A 17,981-nucleotide genomic window follows, 5' to 3' on the forward strand; every position below is an offset into this window, starting at 1 on the left:
TGCTCACCCGGCCCAGTCTGTCACGGTTCGCGGGGCGCCCGGCGCTCCCCCGGTCCTCCGGGCCACGACCATCCGCGGCCGACCGGCCAGGTCCGGGCGGGTGACGGCCTCCTCGAACCCGTGGGCCCGGACGAGGTCGCGGGCGGCGGCGGCCTGCACCTCGGCGTGCTCCATGACGAGGAGCCCGCCCGGGCGCAGCAGCCGGGCGGCGGCGGCCGCGATGCCCCGGGGCACCTCGAGACCGTCCGGACCCAGGCCGTAGAGCGCCACGGCCGGGTCGTGCCCGGAGACCTCAGGATCCTGCGGCACGGCGTCCGGCGGCACGTAGGGCGGGTTCGAGACGACGACGTCGACGGTGCCGTCGAGCTCGCGCAGCGCCGTGCGCGCGTCGCCGCGCACCAGGTGCACGACGGCGGCACGTCCGGCAGCCTCAGCAGCCTCGGCGACGTTGCGGCGGGCCCACGCGTGCGCCCCCGCGTCCAGCTCGACGGCGCGCACCGTCGCGCCGGGGACCTCGGTGGCCACGGCGAGGGCGATCGCCCCCGATCCCGTGCACAGGTCGACGACGACGGCGCCGCCCCGGCGTGCCACGACCGCCGCGGCCTCGTCGATCGCCACCTGCGCCACCTGCTCCGTCTCGGGCCGCGGCACGAAGACGCCCGGGCCGACGGCGAGCTCCAGGTGCCGGAACGGCGCGCGCCCGGTGAGGTGCTGCAACGGCTCGCGTCGCGCACGACGCTCGACGAGGCGGGCGAAGCGGTCGGCGACGGCACCGTGCGGGGCGGCGACGCCGTCGTCGAGGGATGCCGGTTCGGCGTCCAGCAGCGCGAGGCGCCGGACCTCCCCCCGGTCCACGCCGAGCACGTGGCCGAGCAGGATCTCGGCGTCGGCGCGCGGGGAGGGGACCCCCGCCGCCGCCAGCGTCCCGGTGGCTGAGCGCAGCAGCGCGGCGGTGCGCGGCGGGACGGCCGGGTCAGGCATCGCCGGCCGCGGCCAGCCGAGCCGCCTCGTCGGTCTCGATCGCCGAACGCACGACGGCGTCCAAGTCTCCCGCGAGGACGTGGTCGAGGTTGTAGGCCTTGTACCCGGTGCGGTGGTCGGCGACGCGGTTCTCCGGGTAGTTGTACGTCCGGATGCGCTCGGAGCGGTCGACGGTGCGCACCTGCGACCGGCGGATGTCGGCGGCCTCCGCCGCGGCCGCCTCCTGCTGCGCGGCGAGCAGCCGGGCGCGCAGCACGCGCAGCGCCTGCTCCTTGTTCTGCAGCTGGGACTTCTCGTTCTGCATGGACACCACGATGCCCGTGGGCAGGTGCGTGATGCGCACGGCGGAGTCGGTGGTGTTCACCGACTGGCCGCCCGGGCCCGAGGAGCGGTAGACGTCGATGCGCAGGTCGTTCGGCTCGATCTCGACCTCACCGGGGTCGTCGACCTCCGGGAAGACCAGGACGCCGGCCGCCGAGGTGTGGATCCGTCCCTGGGACTCGGTGACCGGGACCCGCTGCACGCGGTGGACCCCACCCTCGTACTTGAGGTGGGCCCAGACGCCGTCGGCGGGGTCCTGCAGGGTGCCCTTGGACTTGATCGCGACCTGCACGTCCTTGTACCCGCCGAGCTCGGTCTCGGTGGACTCGAGCACCTGGGCGGACCAGCCGCGGCGCTCGGCGTACCGCAGGTACATGCGCAGCAGGTCGCCGGCGAACAGGGCGGACTCGTCGCCGCCCTCGCCGGCCTTGATCTCCAGGATGACGTCGCGACCGTCGTCGGGGTCGCGCGGGACCAGCACGCGGCGCAGGTGCTCGGCGGCGTCGGTCTCGGCGTCCCGCAGCGCGGGCAGCTCGGCGGCGAAGGACTCGTCCTCGTCGGCGAGCTCGGCGGCAGCGGCGGCGTCGTCGTGGGCCGTGCGCCAGGCACGGTAGGCCCCGACGACCCGGTTGAGCTCGGCGTACCGGCGGCCGAGCGTGCGGGCGCGGCCGGCGTCGGCGTGCACGGCCGGGTCGGCCAGCGCCTGCTCGATCTCGGCGTGCTCGGCGAGCAGCGGCCGGGCCACCGCGAAGTCTTCGGTCACGTCATCTCCGTGTCTGGACGCCGAGCTCGAGCTGGTGCTCGCGAGGTAGGCCACCGGCTCGCGAGGTAGGGCCGGTTCCCGCGAGGTAGGCCACCGGCTCTCGAGGTAGGGCCGGTTCCCGCGAGGTAGAACTGGGACCCGCGAGGTAGGACCGGACCCCGGCGGGGCTGCGCCGACCGTGGCCTACCTCGCCGGCGGACGGCCTACCTGACCACGAGGAGGCCTACCTCGCGGGCGGACCGCCCACCTCGCGGCCAGGAGGCCTACCTCGTGGGAAGACGGCAGCGCCGGCGACCCGTCGTCCGACTGCCCCTGGAGAGGTTGTCGGGCGGGTCGCCGGCGCTGGCCGGGGTGCTACTTCTTCTTGCCGTAGCGCGCCTCGAACCGGGCGACGCGACCACCGGTGTCGAGGATCTTCTGCTTGCCCGTGTAGAACGGGTGGCAGGCGCTGCAGACGTCGGCGCTGATCTTGCCGGACGTCTCGGTGCTGCGCGTGGTGAACGTGTTGCCGCAGGTGCAGGTGACCTGGGTGACGACGTACTCGGGGTGGATACCGGACTTCATGATGCTCCTAGGTGTGATGCCGCCGGGTCGCCTCGCAGGACCGCGAGCCGTGAACCGGCAGGCCGACGAACCATTGTGCCAGAACACAGGTGGTCGCGGAACGATTCCGCCTGTGCCGACGATGTGACGTGCGCCGTGCGTCAGACGGTCTCGCCCGGCTCCCCGTCGGAGAGCCCGGCCGGCGTCGTCTTCTGCACGTGCAGCAGGAACTCGACGTTGGTCTGGGTCTTCTTGAGCTGTCCCAGCAGGAGCTCGATCGCCTGCTGCTGGTCGAGCGCGCCCATGACCCGACGGAGCTTGTAGACGATCCCGAGCTCGTCGCGCGAGAGCAGGACCTCCTCGCGGCGGGTGCCGGACGCGTTGACGTCCACCGCCGGGAAGATCCGCTTGTCGGCGAGGTTGCGGGACAGGCGCAGCTCCATGTTGCCGGTGCCCTTGAACTCCTCGAAGATCACCTCGTCCATCTTGGAGCCGGTCTCCACCAGCGCCGAGCCGAGGATGGTCAGCGAGCCACCGTTCTCGATGTTGCGGGCGGCACCGAAGAATCGCTTCGGCGGGTACAGGGCCGCGGCGTCGACACCACCGGACAGGATGCGGCCCGACGCCGGCGCGGCCAGGTTGTAGGCGCGCGAGAGCCGGGTGATGGAGTCGAGCAGCACCACGACGTCCTGACCGAGCTCGACGAGGCGCTTGGCGCGCTCGATCGCGAGCTCGGCGACGATGGTGTGGTCCGAGGCCGGGCGGTCGAACGTCGAGGCGATGACCTCGCCCTTGACCGTCCGCTCCATGTCGGTGACCTCTTCGGGCCGCTCGTCGACCAGCACCACCATGAGGTGGACCTCGGAGTTGTTGGTCGTGATGGCGTTGGCGATCTGCTGCATGATGATCGTCTTGCCGGCCTTCGGCGGCGCGACGATGAGTCCGCGCTGGCCCTTGCCGATCGGGGCGACGATGTCGATCACGCGCGGGGTCAGGCGGGTGGCCTCGGGGTTCTCGAGCCGCAGCCGCTCCTGCGGGTACAGCGGCGTGAGCTTGGTGAACTCCGCCCGCTCGCGCGCCTGCTCCGGAGCCATCCCGTTGACGGTGTCGAGACGGACGAGGGCGGAGAACTTGTTGCGCACGTTCTTCCCGCTGCCGGAGCTGTTCCCGCCCGGAGGCTCCTCGCCCTCGCGGGGCTGGCGGATCGCGCCGGTGACGGCGTCGCCGCGACGCAGGCCGGACTTGCGGACCTGGTTCAGCGAGACGTAGACGTCCTTCGGACCGGGCAGGTAGCCGCTGGTGCGGACGAACGCGTAGTTGTCCAGGATGTCGAGGATCCCCGCGACCGGGACGAGCACGTCGTCGTCGCGCACCTCGGAGTCCTCGAGCGCCACGTCGGGACCGTTGCCCCCGCGTGCCGGACGGTTGCGCTTGCGGTCACGGCCGCGGTCGCGTCCACGACGACGGCGCGAGCCGGAGCGGTCGTTCTGCTGCTCGCCGCGCTGGCGCTGGTCGGGCTGCCCCTGCCGCCCGTTCTGACCGTTCTGGTCCTCGGAGCGGTCGTTCTGCGTGGACTGCTCCCCGTTGGCGGCGGAGCCGCCCTGGCGCTCGCCGCGCTGGCGCTGGTTCCGCTCACGCGGCGCGGCCACGGCGTCGGCGAGCTCGGCCAGCCGGGCCTCGCGGTCGGTGCTGCTCTCGGAGCCGTCACGACCGCCGCGACCGCCGCGGTCCGACCCCGCGCCCTCGGCCGAGGACGTGGGACGGGTCGCGCGGCGCTGGCGGCGCTCGCCGGAGTCGGCCGCGGCCTCGGTCCGCACGGTCGGCGCCGTCGCCGACGCGGCGGCGACCGGCGGGTCGACGACGGTGGTCTGCTGCTCGCTGGAGGCCGCCGTCGGGCGACGCTTCGGCGGGGCGGTCTGCTGCTCGGCGGACCCGTTGCCGGACGCGCCGCCACGACGGGTGCGGATGACGTCGGCGAGGTCGCTCTTGCGCATGCGACTCGTGCCCTTGACGCCCATCTGGGACGCCATGGCCTGGAGCTCGGCAAGCTTCATCGAGCTCAGGTTGTCGGTGGTGTTCGTCACGAAGGACCCTTCCCCCTCGTATGCGGCCCCGCGGAGATCCGCTCGGGCCGGGGTGGTGGGCGCCCGGACGCGGGAGCGCCAGGCGCAAACCTCGTGTCAGTGGTACGACGACGTCGCTGACCGGGTTGCTGTCGGCCTTCGGTGTGGACGTGGGAGGCGCTGGGACGCACCGCCGCGACCGTGGCGCCCGTCCTGCGACGACGCACGCGACAGCGTGCGGGACGAAGAGGATGGCGCCGTCGACGTCGATCTCAGATCGATCCGAGGATCGAACCCTGAGGCCGCTCCCGAAGGCTTAGTTCATGCTATCACTCCTGCAGACCGCGCCGGTCGTGTCGATGCCCGGATCCACCCGGTGCCAGCCGGCGACGTCGTCGACCAGCTCGGCGAGCACGCCGTCCAGGACGTCACCCTGCCCCTGCGCCGTCAGCACGAGCACCGTGGGACCGGCACCGGAGACCGTGGCCGCCAGACCCTCGGCACGCAGCGCCCGGACCAGCTCGGCGGTACCCGCCATGACGCCCGCCCGGTAGTCCTGGTGCAGCCGGTCCTCGGTGGCGTCCAGCAGCAGCTCCGGGCGCCGCGCCAGCGACTCCACGAGCAGGGCGGCCCGCCCGGCGGTGAAGGCCGCGTCCGCGTGCGGCACCTGTTCCGGCAGCACACCGCGCGCCCGACTGGTCGCCAGGCGGACGTCGGGTACCAGTGCGGTCACCGCGATCCGCGGGTCGATCTCCAGGCCGACCGCCCGGGGGCCGTCCGCCCCCGACCAGGCGAGGGTCGCTCCCCCGTGCAGCGCGGGGGCGGCGTTGTCCGGGTGCCCCTCGAAGTCGGTGGCGATCCTCAGCATGGTGGCGGCGTCCAGCGCCCGGGGGTCCGCCAGCAGACCCCGCGCCGCCACGATGCCCGAGACCACCGCGGCCGCCGACGAACCCAGCCCCCGCCCGTGCGGGATGCGGTTGGCGCAGCGCAGGTGCATCCCGGTCAGCGGGGCGCCCGCCAGGTCCAGCGTGTGCCGCAGCGCCCGCACCACGAGGTGGTCGGCGCCGTCGGGCACCTCGCCCGCGCCCTCGCCCGTGACCTCGACGAGGATCTCGTCGCTGGCCACCAGCCGGACCTCCACCTCGTCGTGGAGACCGAGGGCCAGGCCCATCGCATCGAAGCCGGGGCCCAGGTTCGCGCTCGTGGCGGGAACCCTCGCGACCACGTGGTCGGCGCCGAGCCTCATCTCACTCCAGCCCGAGCGCGTCCGCGACGGACACGACGTCGGCGCTCACCCGCGTCGGGGTGACGTCGCCGCCGTCCGGACCGCGCAGCGCCCACTGGGGGTCCTTCAGTCCGTGGCCGGTCACCGTGACGACCACCCGCGCCCCCTCGGGGACGAGGCCGCGCTCCGCCCGGGACAGCAGGCCGGCCACACCGGCGGCGGACGCCGGCTCGACGAACACGCCGACGTCGGCCGAGAGCACCCGGTGCGCGGCGAGGATCTCGTCGTCGGACACCGCCTCGATCACCCCGCCCGAGGCGTCGCGGGCCTCCTCGGCCTGCGTCCAGGAGGCCGGGTTTCCGATCCGGATCGCCGTGGCGATCGTCTCCGGGTCCACCGGGTGCCCCTGCACGATCGGTGCCGCACCCGCCGCCTGGAAGCCCCACATGGCGGGCGTCCGGGTGGCCACGGCCACCGGGGCGGCGCCGGGCCCCTCGTCGCCGGTCGCGATCCCCGCGTACTCGCGGTAGCCCTTCCAGTACGCGGTGATGTTGCCCGCGTTGCCGACCGGCAGAGCGTGGATGTCGGGAGCGTCGCCGAGGGCGTCGACGATCTCGAACGCCGCGGTCTTCTGACCCTCGATGCGGTCCGGGTTGACCGAGTTGACCAGCTCGACCGGGTAGGCCTCGGCGAGCTTGCGGGCCACGACCAGGCAGTCGTCGAAGTTGCCGTCCACCTGCAGCAGCCTGGCGCCGTGCGCGATCGCCTGGCTGAGCTTGCCCATCGCGATCTTGCCGTCCGGGACCAGCACCGCGCAGATCATCCCCGCCCGCGTGGCGTAGGCGGCGGCCGACGCGGAGGTGTTGCCCGTCGAGGCGCAGACCACGACCTTCGCGCCGCGCGCGGCCGCGGCGGACATCGCCGTCGTCATGCCGCGGTCCTTGAACGATCCGGTCGGGTTCATCCCCTCGACCTTGACGTACACGTCGGCACCGGTGCGCGCGGAGAGCGCCGGGGCTCCCACCAGCGGGGTGCCCCCCTCGCCGAGGGTCACGATCCTCTCGGCGACGTGGGCGGGCAGACGGTCGGCGTACTCGGTGATGACACCGCGCCACTGGTGGGCCGGCATGCTCAGACTCCCTCGACTCGCAGGACTGACGTGATCTGACGGACGGGCTCCAGGCGCTCCAGCGCGCTGACCGTCGCGGCCAGCGACGCCTCGCGCGCGGCGTGCGTGGTCAGGACCAGCCTCGCCACGGGCTCGCCCTGCTCGGGCACGGCACCGGGGACGGGCTCGGAGGCCGGCTCGGCCTCGAAGGCGGCCGTCAGGGCCTCGCTCTGCCGCACGGTGTCGATCGACACGCCGTTCTCGGCGAGCACACCGGCGACCTGCGCGAGGACACCTGTCCGGTCGGCCACCTCGAGGCGCACCTGGTACCGGGTGACGGCCGCGTCGGCCGGCAGGACGGGCAGCGAGGCGTAGGCCGACTCCTGCGGCCCCTTGCCCCCGATCAGCCGGTCGCGGGCCGCCGAGACGACATCGCCCAGCACGGCCGACGCCGTCGGGCGCCCGCCCGCGCCCTGCCCGTAGAACATGAGCGGCCCGGCGCCCTCGGCCTCGACGAAGACGGCGTTGAACGCGCCGCGCACCGCGGCCAGCGGGTGGTCGAGCGGCACGAGCGCCGGGTGGACGCGGGCCGCCACGCCCTCACCCGTCCGCTCGGCGATGGCGAGCAGCTTCAGGACGTACCCGGTGCGCCGGGCCCACTCGACGTCGTCGCTGGTGATCCCGCGGATACCCTCGCGGGCGACCTGGTGGATCGAGACCCGGGTGTGGAAGGCGAGGGAGGCGAGGATCGCGGCCTTCGCCGCGGCGTCGAACCCGTCGACGTCCGCCGTGGGGTCCGCCTCGGCGTAGCCGAGCTCCTGGGCGCGCCGGACGGCGTCGTCCAGCTCCATGCCCTGGGTGGTCATCTCGTCCAGGACGTAGTTGGTGGTGCCGTTGACGATGCCGAGCACGCGCAGCACCTGGTCGCCCGCGAGCGACTCGCGCACGGGGCGCACGATCGGGATGGCCCCCGCGACGGCGGCCTCGAACGACAGGTCCGCCCGGGCGGCGTCGGCGGCCTCGAACAGCACGGGGCCCTGCTCGGCGAGGAGCTGCTTGTTGGCCGTCACGACGCTCGCGCCGCGCGCCAGCGCGCGCAGGATCAACGTCCGTGCGGGCTCGATCCCGCCCATCAGCTCCACGACGATGTCCGCGGACTCGACCAGGGCCTCGGCGTCGTCGGTGAGCAGCTCGGCGGGGACGCCCTCCCGGGGGCGGGAGAGGTCGCGCACCGCGATGCCCGCCAGCTCCAGGGGGGCACCGACGCGCGCCTCGAGGTCCGACGACTGCTCGAGGAGCAGGGTGGCCACCTGGGTGCCGACGACGCCGCAGCCGAGCAGCGCGACGCGCTGGGGCGTGCGCGGCCGGCGCGGCACGTCCGACGGCGCGGGCTCGGCGGACGGGCGGTCTGCAGCGGGCACGGGGCCACCTTCGATCAGGGACGTCGGGGACGAGGAAAGGATAGCCGTGCCCGGGAGCCGGTCGGCCCGCCGTCCGCATCGTGACGGCGGGTCCGAGCGGCGGTCAGCCCTGGTCGAGCGCCAGGAGGTCCTCCACGGTCTCGCGGCGCACGAGGACGCGCGAGGCACCGTCCGCGACGGCGACCACAGGAGGCCGCGTGAGCGCGTTGTAGTTGGAGGCCATCGACCGGCCGTAGGCACCCGTGGCGGCGACCGCCAGCAGATCACCGGCACGCACGTCCCCCGGCAGCATGACCTCGTGCACCACGATGTCCCCGCTCTCGCAGTGCTTGCCCACCACGCGGGCCAGCACCGGGGCGGCGTCGGAGAGCCGCCCCACGACCTCCGCGTGGTAGTGCGCGCCGTACAGGGCGGGGCGGATGTTGTCGCTCATCCCGCCGTCCACCGACACGTACAGGCGGGTGAAGGTGCCGGCCGTGGCCCCGCCGTCGACCGATGCCGACACGGTGACCGGCTTGACCGTGCCGACGGTGTAGAGGGTCAACCCGGCCGGCCCGACGACGGCGCGGCCCGGCTCGATGGAGAACCGCGGCAGGGGCGTGCCGAGCTCACCCGCCACGGCGGCGACGGCCTCGGCGACGTCACGGGCCACGGGTCCGGGCTCGAGGGCCTCGTCCGCCGGCAGGTAGGCGATGCCGTACCCGCCGCCCAGGTCGACCTCGTCCACGAGCACACCGGTGCGCTGGGCGAGGTCCGCGCGCAGCTGCAGCACCACGCGGGCCGCGGCCTCGAACCCGGAGGGGTCGAGGATCTGGGAGCCGATGTGGGAGTGGATGCCCAGCAGCTCCAGCTCGGGCCGCGCCACGACGGCCACCAGGGCCGCGAGCGCCGGGGACGTCCCGCCGTCGGGCCCGGCACTCACCGACAGGCCGAACTTCTGGTCCTCGTGCGCGGTGGAGATGTACTCGTGCCCCCCGGCGTGCACGCCCGTGGTCACGCGGACCATCACGGGCGCGACGACGCCCCGGGAGGCGGCGAGGTCGGCCACGCGGTCGATCTCCACGAGGGAGTCGACGATGAGGCGGCCCACGCCCGCGTCGAGCGCGGCGAGGATCTCGGCGTCGGACTTGTTGTTGCCGTGCAGCCCGATCGCGGTGCCCGGCACCCCGGCCCGCAGGGCGGTGGCCAGCTCGCCGCCCGAGGCCGTGTCGACCCGCAACCCTTCCTGGGTGGCCCAGCGTGCGACCGCGACGGTGAGCAGGGCCTTGCCCGCGTAGTAGACGTCGACGCCCGCGCCGACCTGGTCGAAGGCGGCCTCGAAGGCCGTCCGGTAGGCCCGGGCCCGGGCCCTGAAGTCCGCCTCGTCCAGCACGTAGGCGGGCGTGCCGTGCTCGGCGGCCAGAGCGCTCACGGGGACGCCGGCCACCTCGACCTCGCCGTCCGGCCGACGTCGGACACCTGAGGACCAGGGCGCACCCAGGGCACCGGGCCCACCTGTCGGGAGTGCCGCCGTCGTCCCGTCCGCGTCCACCCGGGCGCTCACATCCGCTCCGGGGCGCTGACACCGAGCAGGTCGAGCCCGTTGGCGAGCACCTGGCGCACGGCGTCGTTGAGCCACAGGCGCGTGCGGTGCACGGTCTCGACCTCCTCGTCCGGGTAGGGCAGGACGCGACGCTCGCTGTACCACTTGTGGTAGTCCGCAGCGAGCCCCTCGAGGTAGCGGGCGACGCGGTGCGGTTCGCGCAGCTCGGCCGCCTGGGCGACGATCCGCGGGAACTCGGTCAGGCGACCGAGCAGCACTGCTTCGGTCTCGTGATCGAGCAGGGCGGGGTCGAAGCCGTCGGCCCGCGCCACGGACCGGTCCGCGGCGTTGCGATCCACGGCGCAGGTGCGCGAGTGGGCGTACTGGACGTAGTAGACCGGGTTCTCGTTGGTGGCGCTGGCGAGCAGGTCGAGGTCCAGGTCGATGCTCGTGTCCACCGACGACCGTGCCAGCGAGTAGCGGGCGGCGTCGACGCCCACGGCGTCCACCAGGTCCTCGAGCGTGACGACGGTCCCGGCACGCTTGGACATGCGCACCGGCCGGCCGTCCTTGACCAGGTTGACCATCTGGCCGATGAGGAGCTGCAGGTTGACGCCCGGGGTGTCGCCGAACGCGGCGCACACCGCCATCATGCGGCCGACGTAGCCGTGGTGGTCCGCGCCGAGCATGATGATCGCCTCGTCGAAGCCGCGCTCGCGCTTGTCCAGGTAGTAGGCGATGTCGCCGGCGATGTACGCGGCGTCGCCGTCGGACTTGATGACGACGCGATCCTTGTCGTCGCCGAAGTCGGTCGTACGCAGCCAGGTCGCGCCGTCGGCCTCGAACATCCGGCCCGCGTCCTGCAGCCGGGCCACGGCGCGGTCCACCGCACCGGACCCGTGCAGGGAGTCCTCGTGGAAGAACACGTCGAAGTCGACGCCGAAGTCGTGCAGCGAGGACTTGATCTCGCCGAACATGCGCTCCACGCCGCGCGACCGGAAGACCTCCTGCGCCTCGGCGTCGGGCAGGTCGCGCGGGTCGGTGTCGCCCGCAGCGACCGCGTCAGCGATGACGGCGTCGGCGATCTCGGCGATGTATTGCCCGCCGTAGCCGTCCTCCGGCGCCTCCTGGCCGCGAGCGCGGGCGAGCAGCGACCGCGCGAAACGGTCGATCTGCGCGCCGTGGTCGTTGAAGTAGTACTCGCGTGTCACCTCGGCGCCGCTGGCCTCGAGCACGCGGGCAAGGGAGTCCCCGACGGCGGCCCAGCGCACGCCGCCGATGTGGATCGGCCCCGTCGGGTTCGCCGAGACGAACTCCAGGTTGACCTTCTTGCCGACCTCGGAGTCGTTGCGGCCGTAGGCGGCGCCCGACTCGACAATGGTGCGCGCCAGCTCGCCGGCGGCACCTGCCTCCAGCGTGATGTTCAGGAATCCCGGGCCGGCGACGTCGACCGCCTTGATCCCCGGGGTGGACCCGAGGCGCGCGGCCAGGTCCTCGGCCAGCGCCCGCGGCGTCGTGCCCGCCTTCTTCGCGAGCTGCAGCGCGACGTTCGTGGCCCAGTCGCCGTGCTCGCGCTGCCGGGGTCGCTCCACGTGGACCGACGCCGGCACGGCGTCGGCGGGAAGGTCCAGGGTGCCGTCGGCCACGGCCGCGGCGAGGGCAGCGCTGAGTGCTTCGGAGAGCTCGTCGGGGGTCACCGGGCGATTCTACCGGCCCGGCGCCGGCCGCCCTCCGACGGCGCCGCGCTCGTTTTCCGACCTGCACAGCCGCGGTGGTAGTCTCGGGGACCGTGCTGCGGCATCGCCTCTGGCGACGCGCCCGGTACTCGCGCCTGTAGCTCAGTGGATAGAGCGTCTGCCTCCGGAGCAGAAGGTCGGGGGTTCGAATCCCTTCAGGCGCACCATCGAGGTCCCCGGGTCGTTGACGGCCCGGGGACCTTCGTCGTTCCCGGCGGCGCGACGGCGGACCGCTGCGGCTGCGAGGCGCGGCGATCAGCACAGGGTCGCCCGACCGTCGTTGACCGGCTCTTGAGGCAACCACTACGTTCGGCGGACCGATGCCCACCCCGGGTGTCCCGAACGGAGGTGGAGCGGTGCGCACGCCGGTCAGACCGACATCCCTCGGACTCCTGCTGGGGGTCCTGGCCGCGACGGTCGGGGCCACGGTGTACGTCACGGCGATCGGCTACCTCGACCTGCGTGCCTCGAGCATCGTCGGCGGAGCCCTGCTGAGCTGGGACGGCTCGACCGTGTCGGTGGCCCGGCTGCGGGCGCCGGTCGTGGACCATCTCGGGATCGCCGTGGTGACGGCGCTGGCCGTCTGGCCGCTCTGGCACTGTCAGCGGGCGGCGGCGACGCGATGGCACCAGCTCCCGGTGTGGGCCGCCGCCGCGACGACGCTCGCCCTCATCGCCTGGGCCGTGGCGTCGACCACCCTTCCCTACAGCGCGCTCAGCGCGTCGTTGGACGGCGCCACCTCCCGGATGGACGGTGGTGTCTCCGACCCGCTCGTGATCGCCTGGACACGGCAGGGTGCACTGAGCCTGGCGACGCCCGTCTTCGTCGGCGTCCTCGCGGTGCTCGCGCTCGCCCGTCCAGGGGCCCGCCGCGCACCGGAACCCCCGATGGCGGAGGTCGCGATCGAGGACGAGCCGTCGAGCCGATGAGTGGGCCGCCGGCCGCCGGCACACGCGCCCGCGCGCACGCAGCGCTCACTCTCCCGCGCGGGGGTGGTGCGGGTCGACGACGGCAGACCGGATCGATGGGAAGGTCGATGATGCCGCACGGCCCGACGGCGGTACCCGGTACCGGCGTGGACGCCCGGCGCCGGGCGCGTTAGGTTCGCCAGGGCAGGCGTCGACGCCGACGTCGGGCCTGATGCCGTCCCCGTGATCCGGAGGATCCATGATCGACCACACCGTGCGCACCTACCGCGCCGACGAACCGCTCGCCCGCACCGACCAGCTCGCGTGGAAGATCGCGGACGTCGCGGCCGAGCAGCTCGACCCGACGCCGGAGGTCACCGACATGGTGATCAACCGGATCATCGACAACGCGGCGGTGGCCACGGCGTCGTTGGGGCGCGCACCGATCCTGGCCGCGCGCGCCCAGGCGGAGGCGCACCCGGTCTCCCGCGGCGGTGCGGGCGCCACCATCGTGGGCAGCGGTGAGCGCACCAGCCCCGAGTGGGCTGCCTGGGCCAACGGCGTGGCCGTGCGCGAGCTGGACTATCACGACACGTTCCTCGCCGCGGAGTACTCCCACCCGGGAGACAACATCCCGCCGGTCCTGGCGGTGGCCCAGCATCTGGGCCGCTCGGGCGCCGAGCTGCTGCGCGGCATCGTCACCGGGTACGAGATCCAGGTCGACCTGGTCAAGGGCATCTGCCTGCACGAGCACAAGATCGACCACGTGGCGCACCTCGGCCCGAGCGCCGCCGCCGGGATCGGCACCCTGCTGGGCCTGCCGGCGGACACGATCTACCAGGCCGTCGGCCAGGCGCTGCACACGACGACGGCGACGCGGCAGTCCCGCAAGGGCGAGATCTCCACGTGGAAGGCGCACGCCCCCGCGTTCGCCGGGAAGATGGCGATCGAGGCCGTGGACCGGGCGATGCGCGGGCAGACCTCCCCCAGCCCGATCTACGAGGGCACGGACGGGTTCATCGCCTGGATGCTGTCCGGCCCCGAGGCGCGGTACACGGTGCCGCTGCCCGGTCACGGGGAGGACCGCACGGCGATCCTGGACACCTACACCAAGGAGCACTCGGCCGAGTACCAGGCGCAGGCCTGGATCGACCTGGCCCGGCGTCTCGGCACCGAGCGGCCCGAGCTGCGCGAGCCGCAGGCCGTGCGCTCGATCGTGCTGCACACCTCGCACCACACCCACCACGTCATCGGTTCCGGCTCCGGCGACCCGCAGAAGTACGACCCGACCGCCAGCCGGGAGACCCTCGACCACTCGATCCCCTACATCTTCACCGTCGCCCTGCAGGACGGTGCGTGGGACCACGTGGCCAGCTACGCCCCCGAGCGTGCCGGCCGCCCGGACACCGTCGAGCTCTGGCGCCACGTCACCACGGCGGAGGACGCGGAGTGGACCCGTCGCTACCACTCGGCCGACCCCGACGAGAAGTCCTTCGGCGGCCGCGTGGAGATCGAGATGGCGGACGGCGAGCGCATCGTCGACGAGATCGCCGTGGCCGATGCCCACCCGCTCGGTGCGCGGCCGTTCGGTCGCGAGCAGTACGTGGCCAAGTTCCGGTCCCTGGCCGACGGCGTGCTGGCCGACGACGAGATCGAGCGGTTCCTCGACGTCGCCCAGCGCCTGCCCGAGCTGGATGCGGACGAGCTCGCCGGGCTCAGCGTGACCCCCGCCGTCGACCCTGCCGCGGGGGCCACCGCCGCACCCGGGATCTTCTGATGCTGTATTCGGACCTGACCCCCGCCGCCAAGCGCGCCACGTTCCGCGCACGCCTGCGCTCCGGCGACCTGCTGCAGCTCCCCGGGGCGTTCAACCCGCTCTCGGCGCGCCTGATCGAGCGCAAGGGGTTCGACGGCGTGTATGTCTCGGGTGCCGTCGTCGCGGCCGACCTGGGCCTGCCCGACGTCGGGCTCACCACCCTCAGCGAGGTCGCCGGGCGCGCCGGTCAGGTCGCCCGGATGACCGACCTGCCGACGCTCGTGGACGCCGACACCGGGTTCGGCGAGGCGATGAACGTGGCCCGCACGGTCCAGACGATGGAGGACGCCGGCGTCGCCGGCCTGCACGTCGAGGACCAGGTGAACCCCAAGCGGTGCGGCCACCTCGACGGCAAGCAGGTGGTGGACGAACCCACAGCGCTGCAGCGCATCCGTGCTGCTGTGACCGCTCGCCGGGACGAGAACCTGCTGATCATGGCCCGCACCGACATCCGCGCCGGAGCCGGGCTGGAGGCCGCGATCGAGCGCGCCCGGGCCCTCGTGGACGCCGGGGCGGACGCCGTCTTCCCGGAGGCGATGCGCGACCTCGACGAGTTCGCCGCGATGGCGTCCGCGCTGGACGTGCCGGTCCTGGCCAACATGACCGAGTTCGGCAAGTCGGAGCTGTTCACCGCCACCCGGCTGCACGACGCGGGCGTCGCGATGGTCATCTACCCGGTCTCCCTGCTGCGCCTGGCCATGGGCGCCGCCGAGGGCGGGCTCGACGCGCTGCGCGCCGAGGGCTCGCTGGACTCCGCCGTCGGGCGCATGCAGACCCGCGCCGACCTGTACGACCTGCTCGACTACCCGGCCTACAGCACGTTCGACGCCGGGGTGTACGACTTCTCGCTGGAGGACCACCACCACCGAGCGGACTGACCGGACCCGTCGCGCGACGCCGCGCGGCACGCGAGCGAAGGAGCACCGATGACCGACTCCCCCACCGAGGCCGACGTCCGCAAGGGCCTGGCCGGCGTCGTCGCCGACACCACGGCGATCTCGAAGGTCGACCCGGAGACCAACTCCCTGCTGTACCGCGGGTACCCGGTCCAGGACCTGGCCGCGACGCAGCCGTTCGAGGCCGTGGCGCACCTGCTGTGGCACGGTGAGCTGCCGACGGCCCCCGAGCTGGCGGCCCTCGAGCAGCAGGAACGGTCGCTGCGACCGATGGACGAGCGCACGCGGCGGGCGCTGGACGACGTGCCCGTCTCGGCGCACCCCATGGACGCCGTGCGCACCGCGGTCAGCCAGCTCGGCGGTCTCGACGGGACGCTCGGCGGCGAGAACGGCGTGCTCGACCCGGAGCTCAACCGGGGGCGCGCCGTCTACCTGTTCGCCCAGCTGCCCGGGATCGTGGCCCACACCCAGCGCCGCCGCCGGGGACTGGAGCCGGTCGCGCCCCGCGACGACCTGGACTACGCCCGGAACTTCCTGTGGCAGACCTTCGGGGAGGTGCCCGACGACGCCGTCGTGGACGCGTTCCGGGTCTCGCTCGTGCTGTACGCCGAGCACTCCTTCAACGCCTCGACGTTCACCGCCCGCGTGATCGCCTCGACCCTGTCCGACGTGTACTCGGCCGTCACGGGCGCGATCGGCGCGCTCAAGGGCCCGCTGCACGGTGGCGCGAACGAGGCCGTCATGCACGCCTTCACCGAGATCGGGACCGCCGACCGCGCCGCGGCCTGGCTCGACGAGGCGCTGGCCGCCCGCCGCAAGGTCATGGGGTTCGGGCACCGCGTGTACAAGCACGGCGACTCGCGCGTGCCGTCGATGAAGGCCGCGCTCGACGCCCTGGTGGCCCACTACGACCGCCAGGACCTGGGCGACCTATACGACGCCCTGGAGTCCGCGTTCGTCGAGCGCAAGGGAATCTATCCGAACCTCGACTACCCGGCCGGGCCCGCCTACCACTTGATGGGGTTCGACACCGACACCTTCACGCCGCTGTTCGTGGCGGCGCGCGTCACGGGCTGGACGGCACACGTGGCCGAGCAGCAGGCGGCGAACTCCCTCATCCGGCCGCTGTCGGCGTACGTCGGCCCCGCACGCCGCGAGGTTCCGGGAGCCTAGGCACCGTCAGCGCTCTGCCGGCGGCAGCCGCTGGTTCTCGCCGAAGTCGTCACGGAACTGCGGGCCCGACTCCGCCAGCTCACGGGCGTGGTCCACCGCCCACTCACCGAAGGGGCGCACGGCCAGGGACTCGTTCGAGAACCGGCGGTCGTCCGTGATCTCGGTGACGCAGAACTCGGGGATCTGCAGCTCGGTGACCGGTCCGGACCGTTCACACTCCGCGACGATCAGGGGGTCGTTGGCCCCGCCGAAGACGTCGATGGACCAGCCGTCGGCTCCGAGCCACACCGCGTACCGCGTCTTGAGGACCCGCGCGCCGCCGCGCCGGACGAGCTCGACCCCGACGAGCGGGTCGAGCTGCCGCTCGGCCTCGTACCGGGTCCCGCCGGCCGACGGGCCCTTGACCGTGACGGCGGCGAAGTCGATCTGGTCGCGGTGGGCGTCCAGGACGTCGCGGGGGTCGCTGCGGGCGTCCAGCCCCGCCTCGACCCCGTTCGCCTGCGCCCGCACCCGCAGGGCGTAGCCGCCGTCGGACAGGTAGTAGGACTGGACGATGAGCGACGGCGCGTCCCGCAGCGTGCCCGGCAGCTCGCGCACGAGGAACCGGCGTTCGAACTCGAAGTCGGAGTAGTCCGTGGACATGCCACGACAGTACGCCGTCAGTGCCAGACGGAGATCTCCTCGACGCCGGCACGGTACTCGAAGTGCCAGGGCTCGTACTTGCCCGAACCGCCCCGCTGGGCCCACGGCGGGTTCTCCCAGCCGTAGGCCGGGCCGTTGTCCCAGAGCCACTGGTAGACGTCGGCGCTGCCCGTCTCCTTGGAGCACAGGTCGATCGCCAGGCCCCAGCCGTGCATGGACGTCCCGGGCGTCGCGGCGAGGTACCCCCGGCTCGCCTTGACGGCGTACTGGGACGACAGGGAGCGATAGCTGTCCACGAGGCAGAGGTCGCGCCCGAAGCGGGCGTTGAACGCCTCGTTGAGCGCGCTGAGCGCCACGGCGGCATCCGGGCGCAGCTGCTCGCCGCTCTGCCACAGGTCGCACAGCGAGTGGTCGGCGAGCTGGCCGTTGGTGCCGTCCACCGGGGCGGCGGCGTCGCACTCCGGCAGCGGGTCGCGGGCCACGGTCGACCGGCTGGCCACGTCCACGGTGCGCTCGCGGGGTGCCGCCGCGATGGCGGACGCCGTCGACGGCGCCGTCGACCCCGACTGCAGCAGGGCCAGCGTGGACGGCCCCGCCGGGGCCGTCTCCAGGTCGAACGGGGAGTGGTCGTCGGCGTCGGCGTCGGTGGACAGCGGGACGGCGATGGTCACCGCGGCCAGCGAGCCCAGGACCGTCGCCCGAGTGATCCAGGTGTGACCGGCGGGTGCCGCGTGCGCGCCCCGTCCACGGCCCTTGCGGGCCGGGCCGCGACGTTGGCGCCGACCGGCGCGGGCGTCCTCGGCCTCACGGATCTCGCGACGGGAGCGCGGGGATCGGGCGTCGCCCTGCGACGTCGTGTCCAC

15 protein-coding genes and 1 tRNA gene are annotated in these 17,981 nt (G+C 73.6%); 5 read left to right on the forward strand and 11 right to left on the reverse strand.

Annotated elements, in window-relative coordinates; genetic code table 11:
- Window positions 1-3: 3 nt before the first annotated feature.
- The 9 genes from prmC to argS form a co-directional block, all read right to left on the reverse strand.
- Window positions 4-981 (reverse strand): peptide chain release factor N(5)-glutamine methyltransferase, encoded by a 978-nt coding sequence (gene prmC / locus ACIQLL_RS10600; protein WP_402466558.1) that lies wholly within the window; start codon window positions 979-981, stop codon window positions 4-6.
- Window positions 974-2,065, reverse strand: coding sequence for a peptide chain release factor 1 (prfA, locus tag ACIQLL_RS10605; protein ID WP_402466560.1), 1,092 nt, complete (start codon window positions 2,063-2,065; stop codon window positions 974-976). The genes prmC and prfA overlap by 8 nt, the downstream gene beginning before the upstream one ends.
- 354 nt (window positions 2,066-2,419) lie before the next feature.
- A complete protein-coding gene (gene rpmE / locus ACIQLL_RS10610; protein WP_402466563.1) occupies window positions 2,420-2,629 on the reverse strand; it encodes a 50S ribosomal protein L31 in 210 nt (69 codons plus the stop codon).
- A gap of 140 nt (window positions 2,630-2,769) precedes the next feature.
- Complete coding sequence (gene rho / locus ACIQLL_RS10615) at window positions 2,770-4,662, reverse strand: transcription termination factor Rho (protein WP_402467409.1); 1,893 nt, start codon at window positions 4,660-4,662, stop codon at window positions 2,770-2,772.
- Window positions 4,663-4,987: 325 nt separating this feature from the next.
- Entirely contained in the window at window positions 4,988-5,917 is a 930-nt protein-coding gene (gene thrB, locus ACIQLL_RS10620; protein ID WP_402466566.1) for a homoserine kinase, read from the reverse strand.
- A 1-nt stretch (window position 5,918) separates the two neighbouring features.
- The gene (gene thrC, locus ACIQLL_RS10625) at window positions 5,919-7,025 is read right to left on the reverse strand and encodes a threonine synthase (RefSeq protein ID WP_402466569.1); all 1,107 of its coding nucleotides are present in this window, start codon (window positions 7,023-7,025) and stop codon (window positions 5,919-5,921) included.
- Between the two features lie 2 nt (window positions 7,026-7,027).
- A complete protein-coding gene (locus ACIQLL_RS10630; protein WP_402467412.1) occupies window positions 7,028-8,380 on the reverse strand; it encodes a homoserine dehydrogenase in 1,353 nt (450 codons plus the stop codon).
- A gap of 148 nt (window positions 8,381-8,528) precedes the next feature.
- Window positions 8,529-9,905 (reverse strand): diaminopimelate decarboxylase, encoded by a 1,377-nt coding sequence (gene lysA, locus ACIQLL_RS10635; protein ID WP_402467415.1) that lies wholly within the window; start codon window positions 9,903-9,905, stop codon window positions 8,529-8,531.
- 59 nt (window positions 9,906-9,964) lie between these two features.
- Entirely contained in the window at window positions 9,965-11,644 is a 1,680-nt protein-coding gene (gene argS / locus ACIQLL_RS10640; RefSeq protein WP_402466572.1) for an arginine--tRNA ligase, read from the reverse strand.
- 130 nt (window positions 11,645-11,774) lie between these two features.
- On the opposite strand from argS, the gene ACIQLL_RS10645 reads away from it, so the two are divergent.
- From ACIQLL_RS10645 to ACIQLL_RS10665, 5 genes are all read left to right on the forward strand, one after another.
- Window positions 11,775-11,850: transfer RNA gene (locus ACIQLL_RS10645), tRNA-Arg, on the forward strand.
- 189 nt (window positions 11,851-12,039) lie between these two features.
- On the forward strand, window positions 12,040-12,612 hold the full coding sequence (locus ACIQLL_RS10650; protein WP_402466574.1) for a hypothetical protein: 573 nt from the start codon (window positions 12,040-12,042) through the stop codon (window positions 12,610-12,612).
- A 238-nt stretch (window positions 12,613-12,850) separates the two neighbouring features.
- Entirely contained in the window at window positions 12,851-14,368 is a 1,518-nt protein-coding gene (locus ACIQLL_RS10655) for an MmgE/PrpD family protein (RefSeq protein ID WP_402466577.1), read from the forward strand.
- Entirely contained in the window at window positions 14,368-15,285 is a 918-nt protein-coding gene (prpB, locus tag ACIQLL_RS10660; RefSeq protein WP_402466579.1) for a methylisocitrate lyase, read from the forward strand. Before ACIQLL_RS10655 ends, prpB begins: the two co-directional genes overlap by 1 nt.
- 48 nt (window positions 15,286-15,333) lie before the next feature.
- A complete protein-coding gene (locus tag ACIQLL_RS10665; RefSeq protein WP_402466580.1) occupies window positions 15,334-16,476 on the forward strand; it encodes a bifunctional 2-methylcitrate synthase/citrate synthase in 1,143 nt (380 codons plus the stop codon).
- Window positions 16,477-16,482: 6 nt separating this feature from the next.
- Here the strand turns inward: ACIQLL_RS10665 and ACIQLL_RS10670 are convergent, their stop codons facing one another.
- Both ACIQLL_RS10670 and ACIQLL_RS10675 read right to left on the reverse strand, forming a co-directional pair.
- Window positions 16,483-17,118, reverse strand: a complete 636-nt coding sequence (locus ACIQLL_RS10670) for a CYTH domain-containing protein (protein ID WP_402466582.1) — start codon at window positions 17,116-17,118, stop codon at window positions 16,483-16,485.
- Between the two features lie 17 nt (window positions 17,119-17,135).
- Complete coding sequence (locus ACIQLL_RS10675) at window positions 17,136-17,981, reverse strand: M15 family metallopeptidase (RefSeq protein WP_402466584.1); 846 nt, start codon at window positions 17,979-17,981, stop codon at window positions 17,136-17,138.

The sequence above is a fragment of the Isoptericola aurantiacus genome, from assembly GCF_044769875.1.
Classification (GTDB): domain Bacteria; phylum Actinomycetota; class Actinomycetes; order Actinomycetales; family Cellulomonadaceae; genus Isoptericola; species Isoptericola aurantiacus.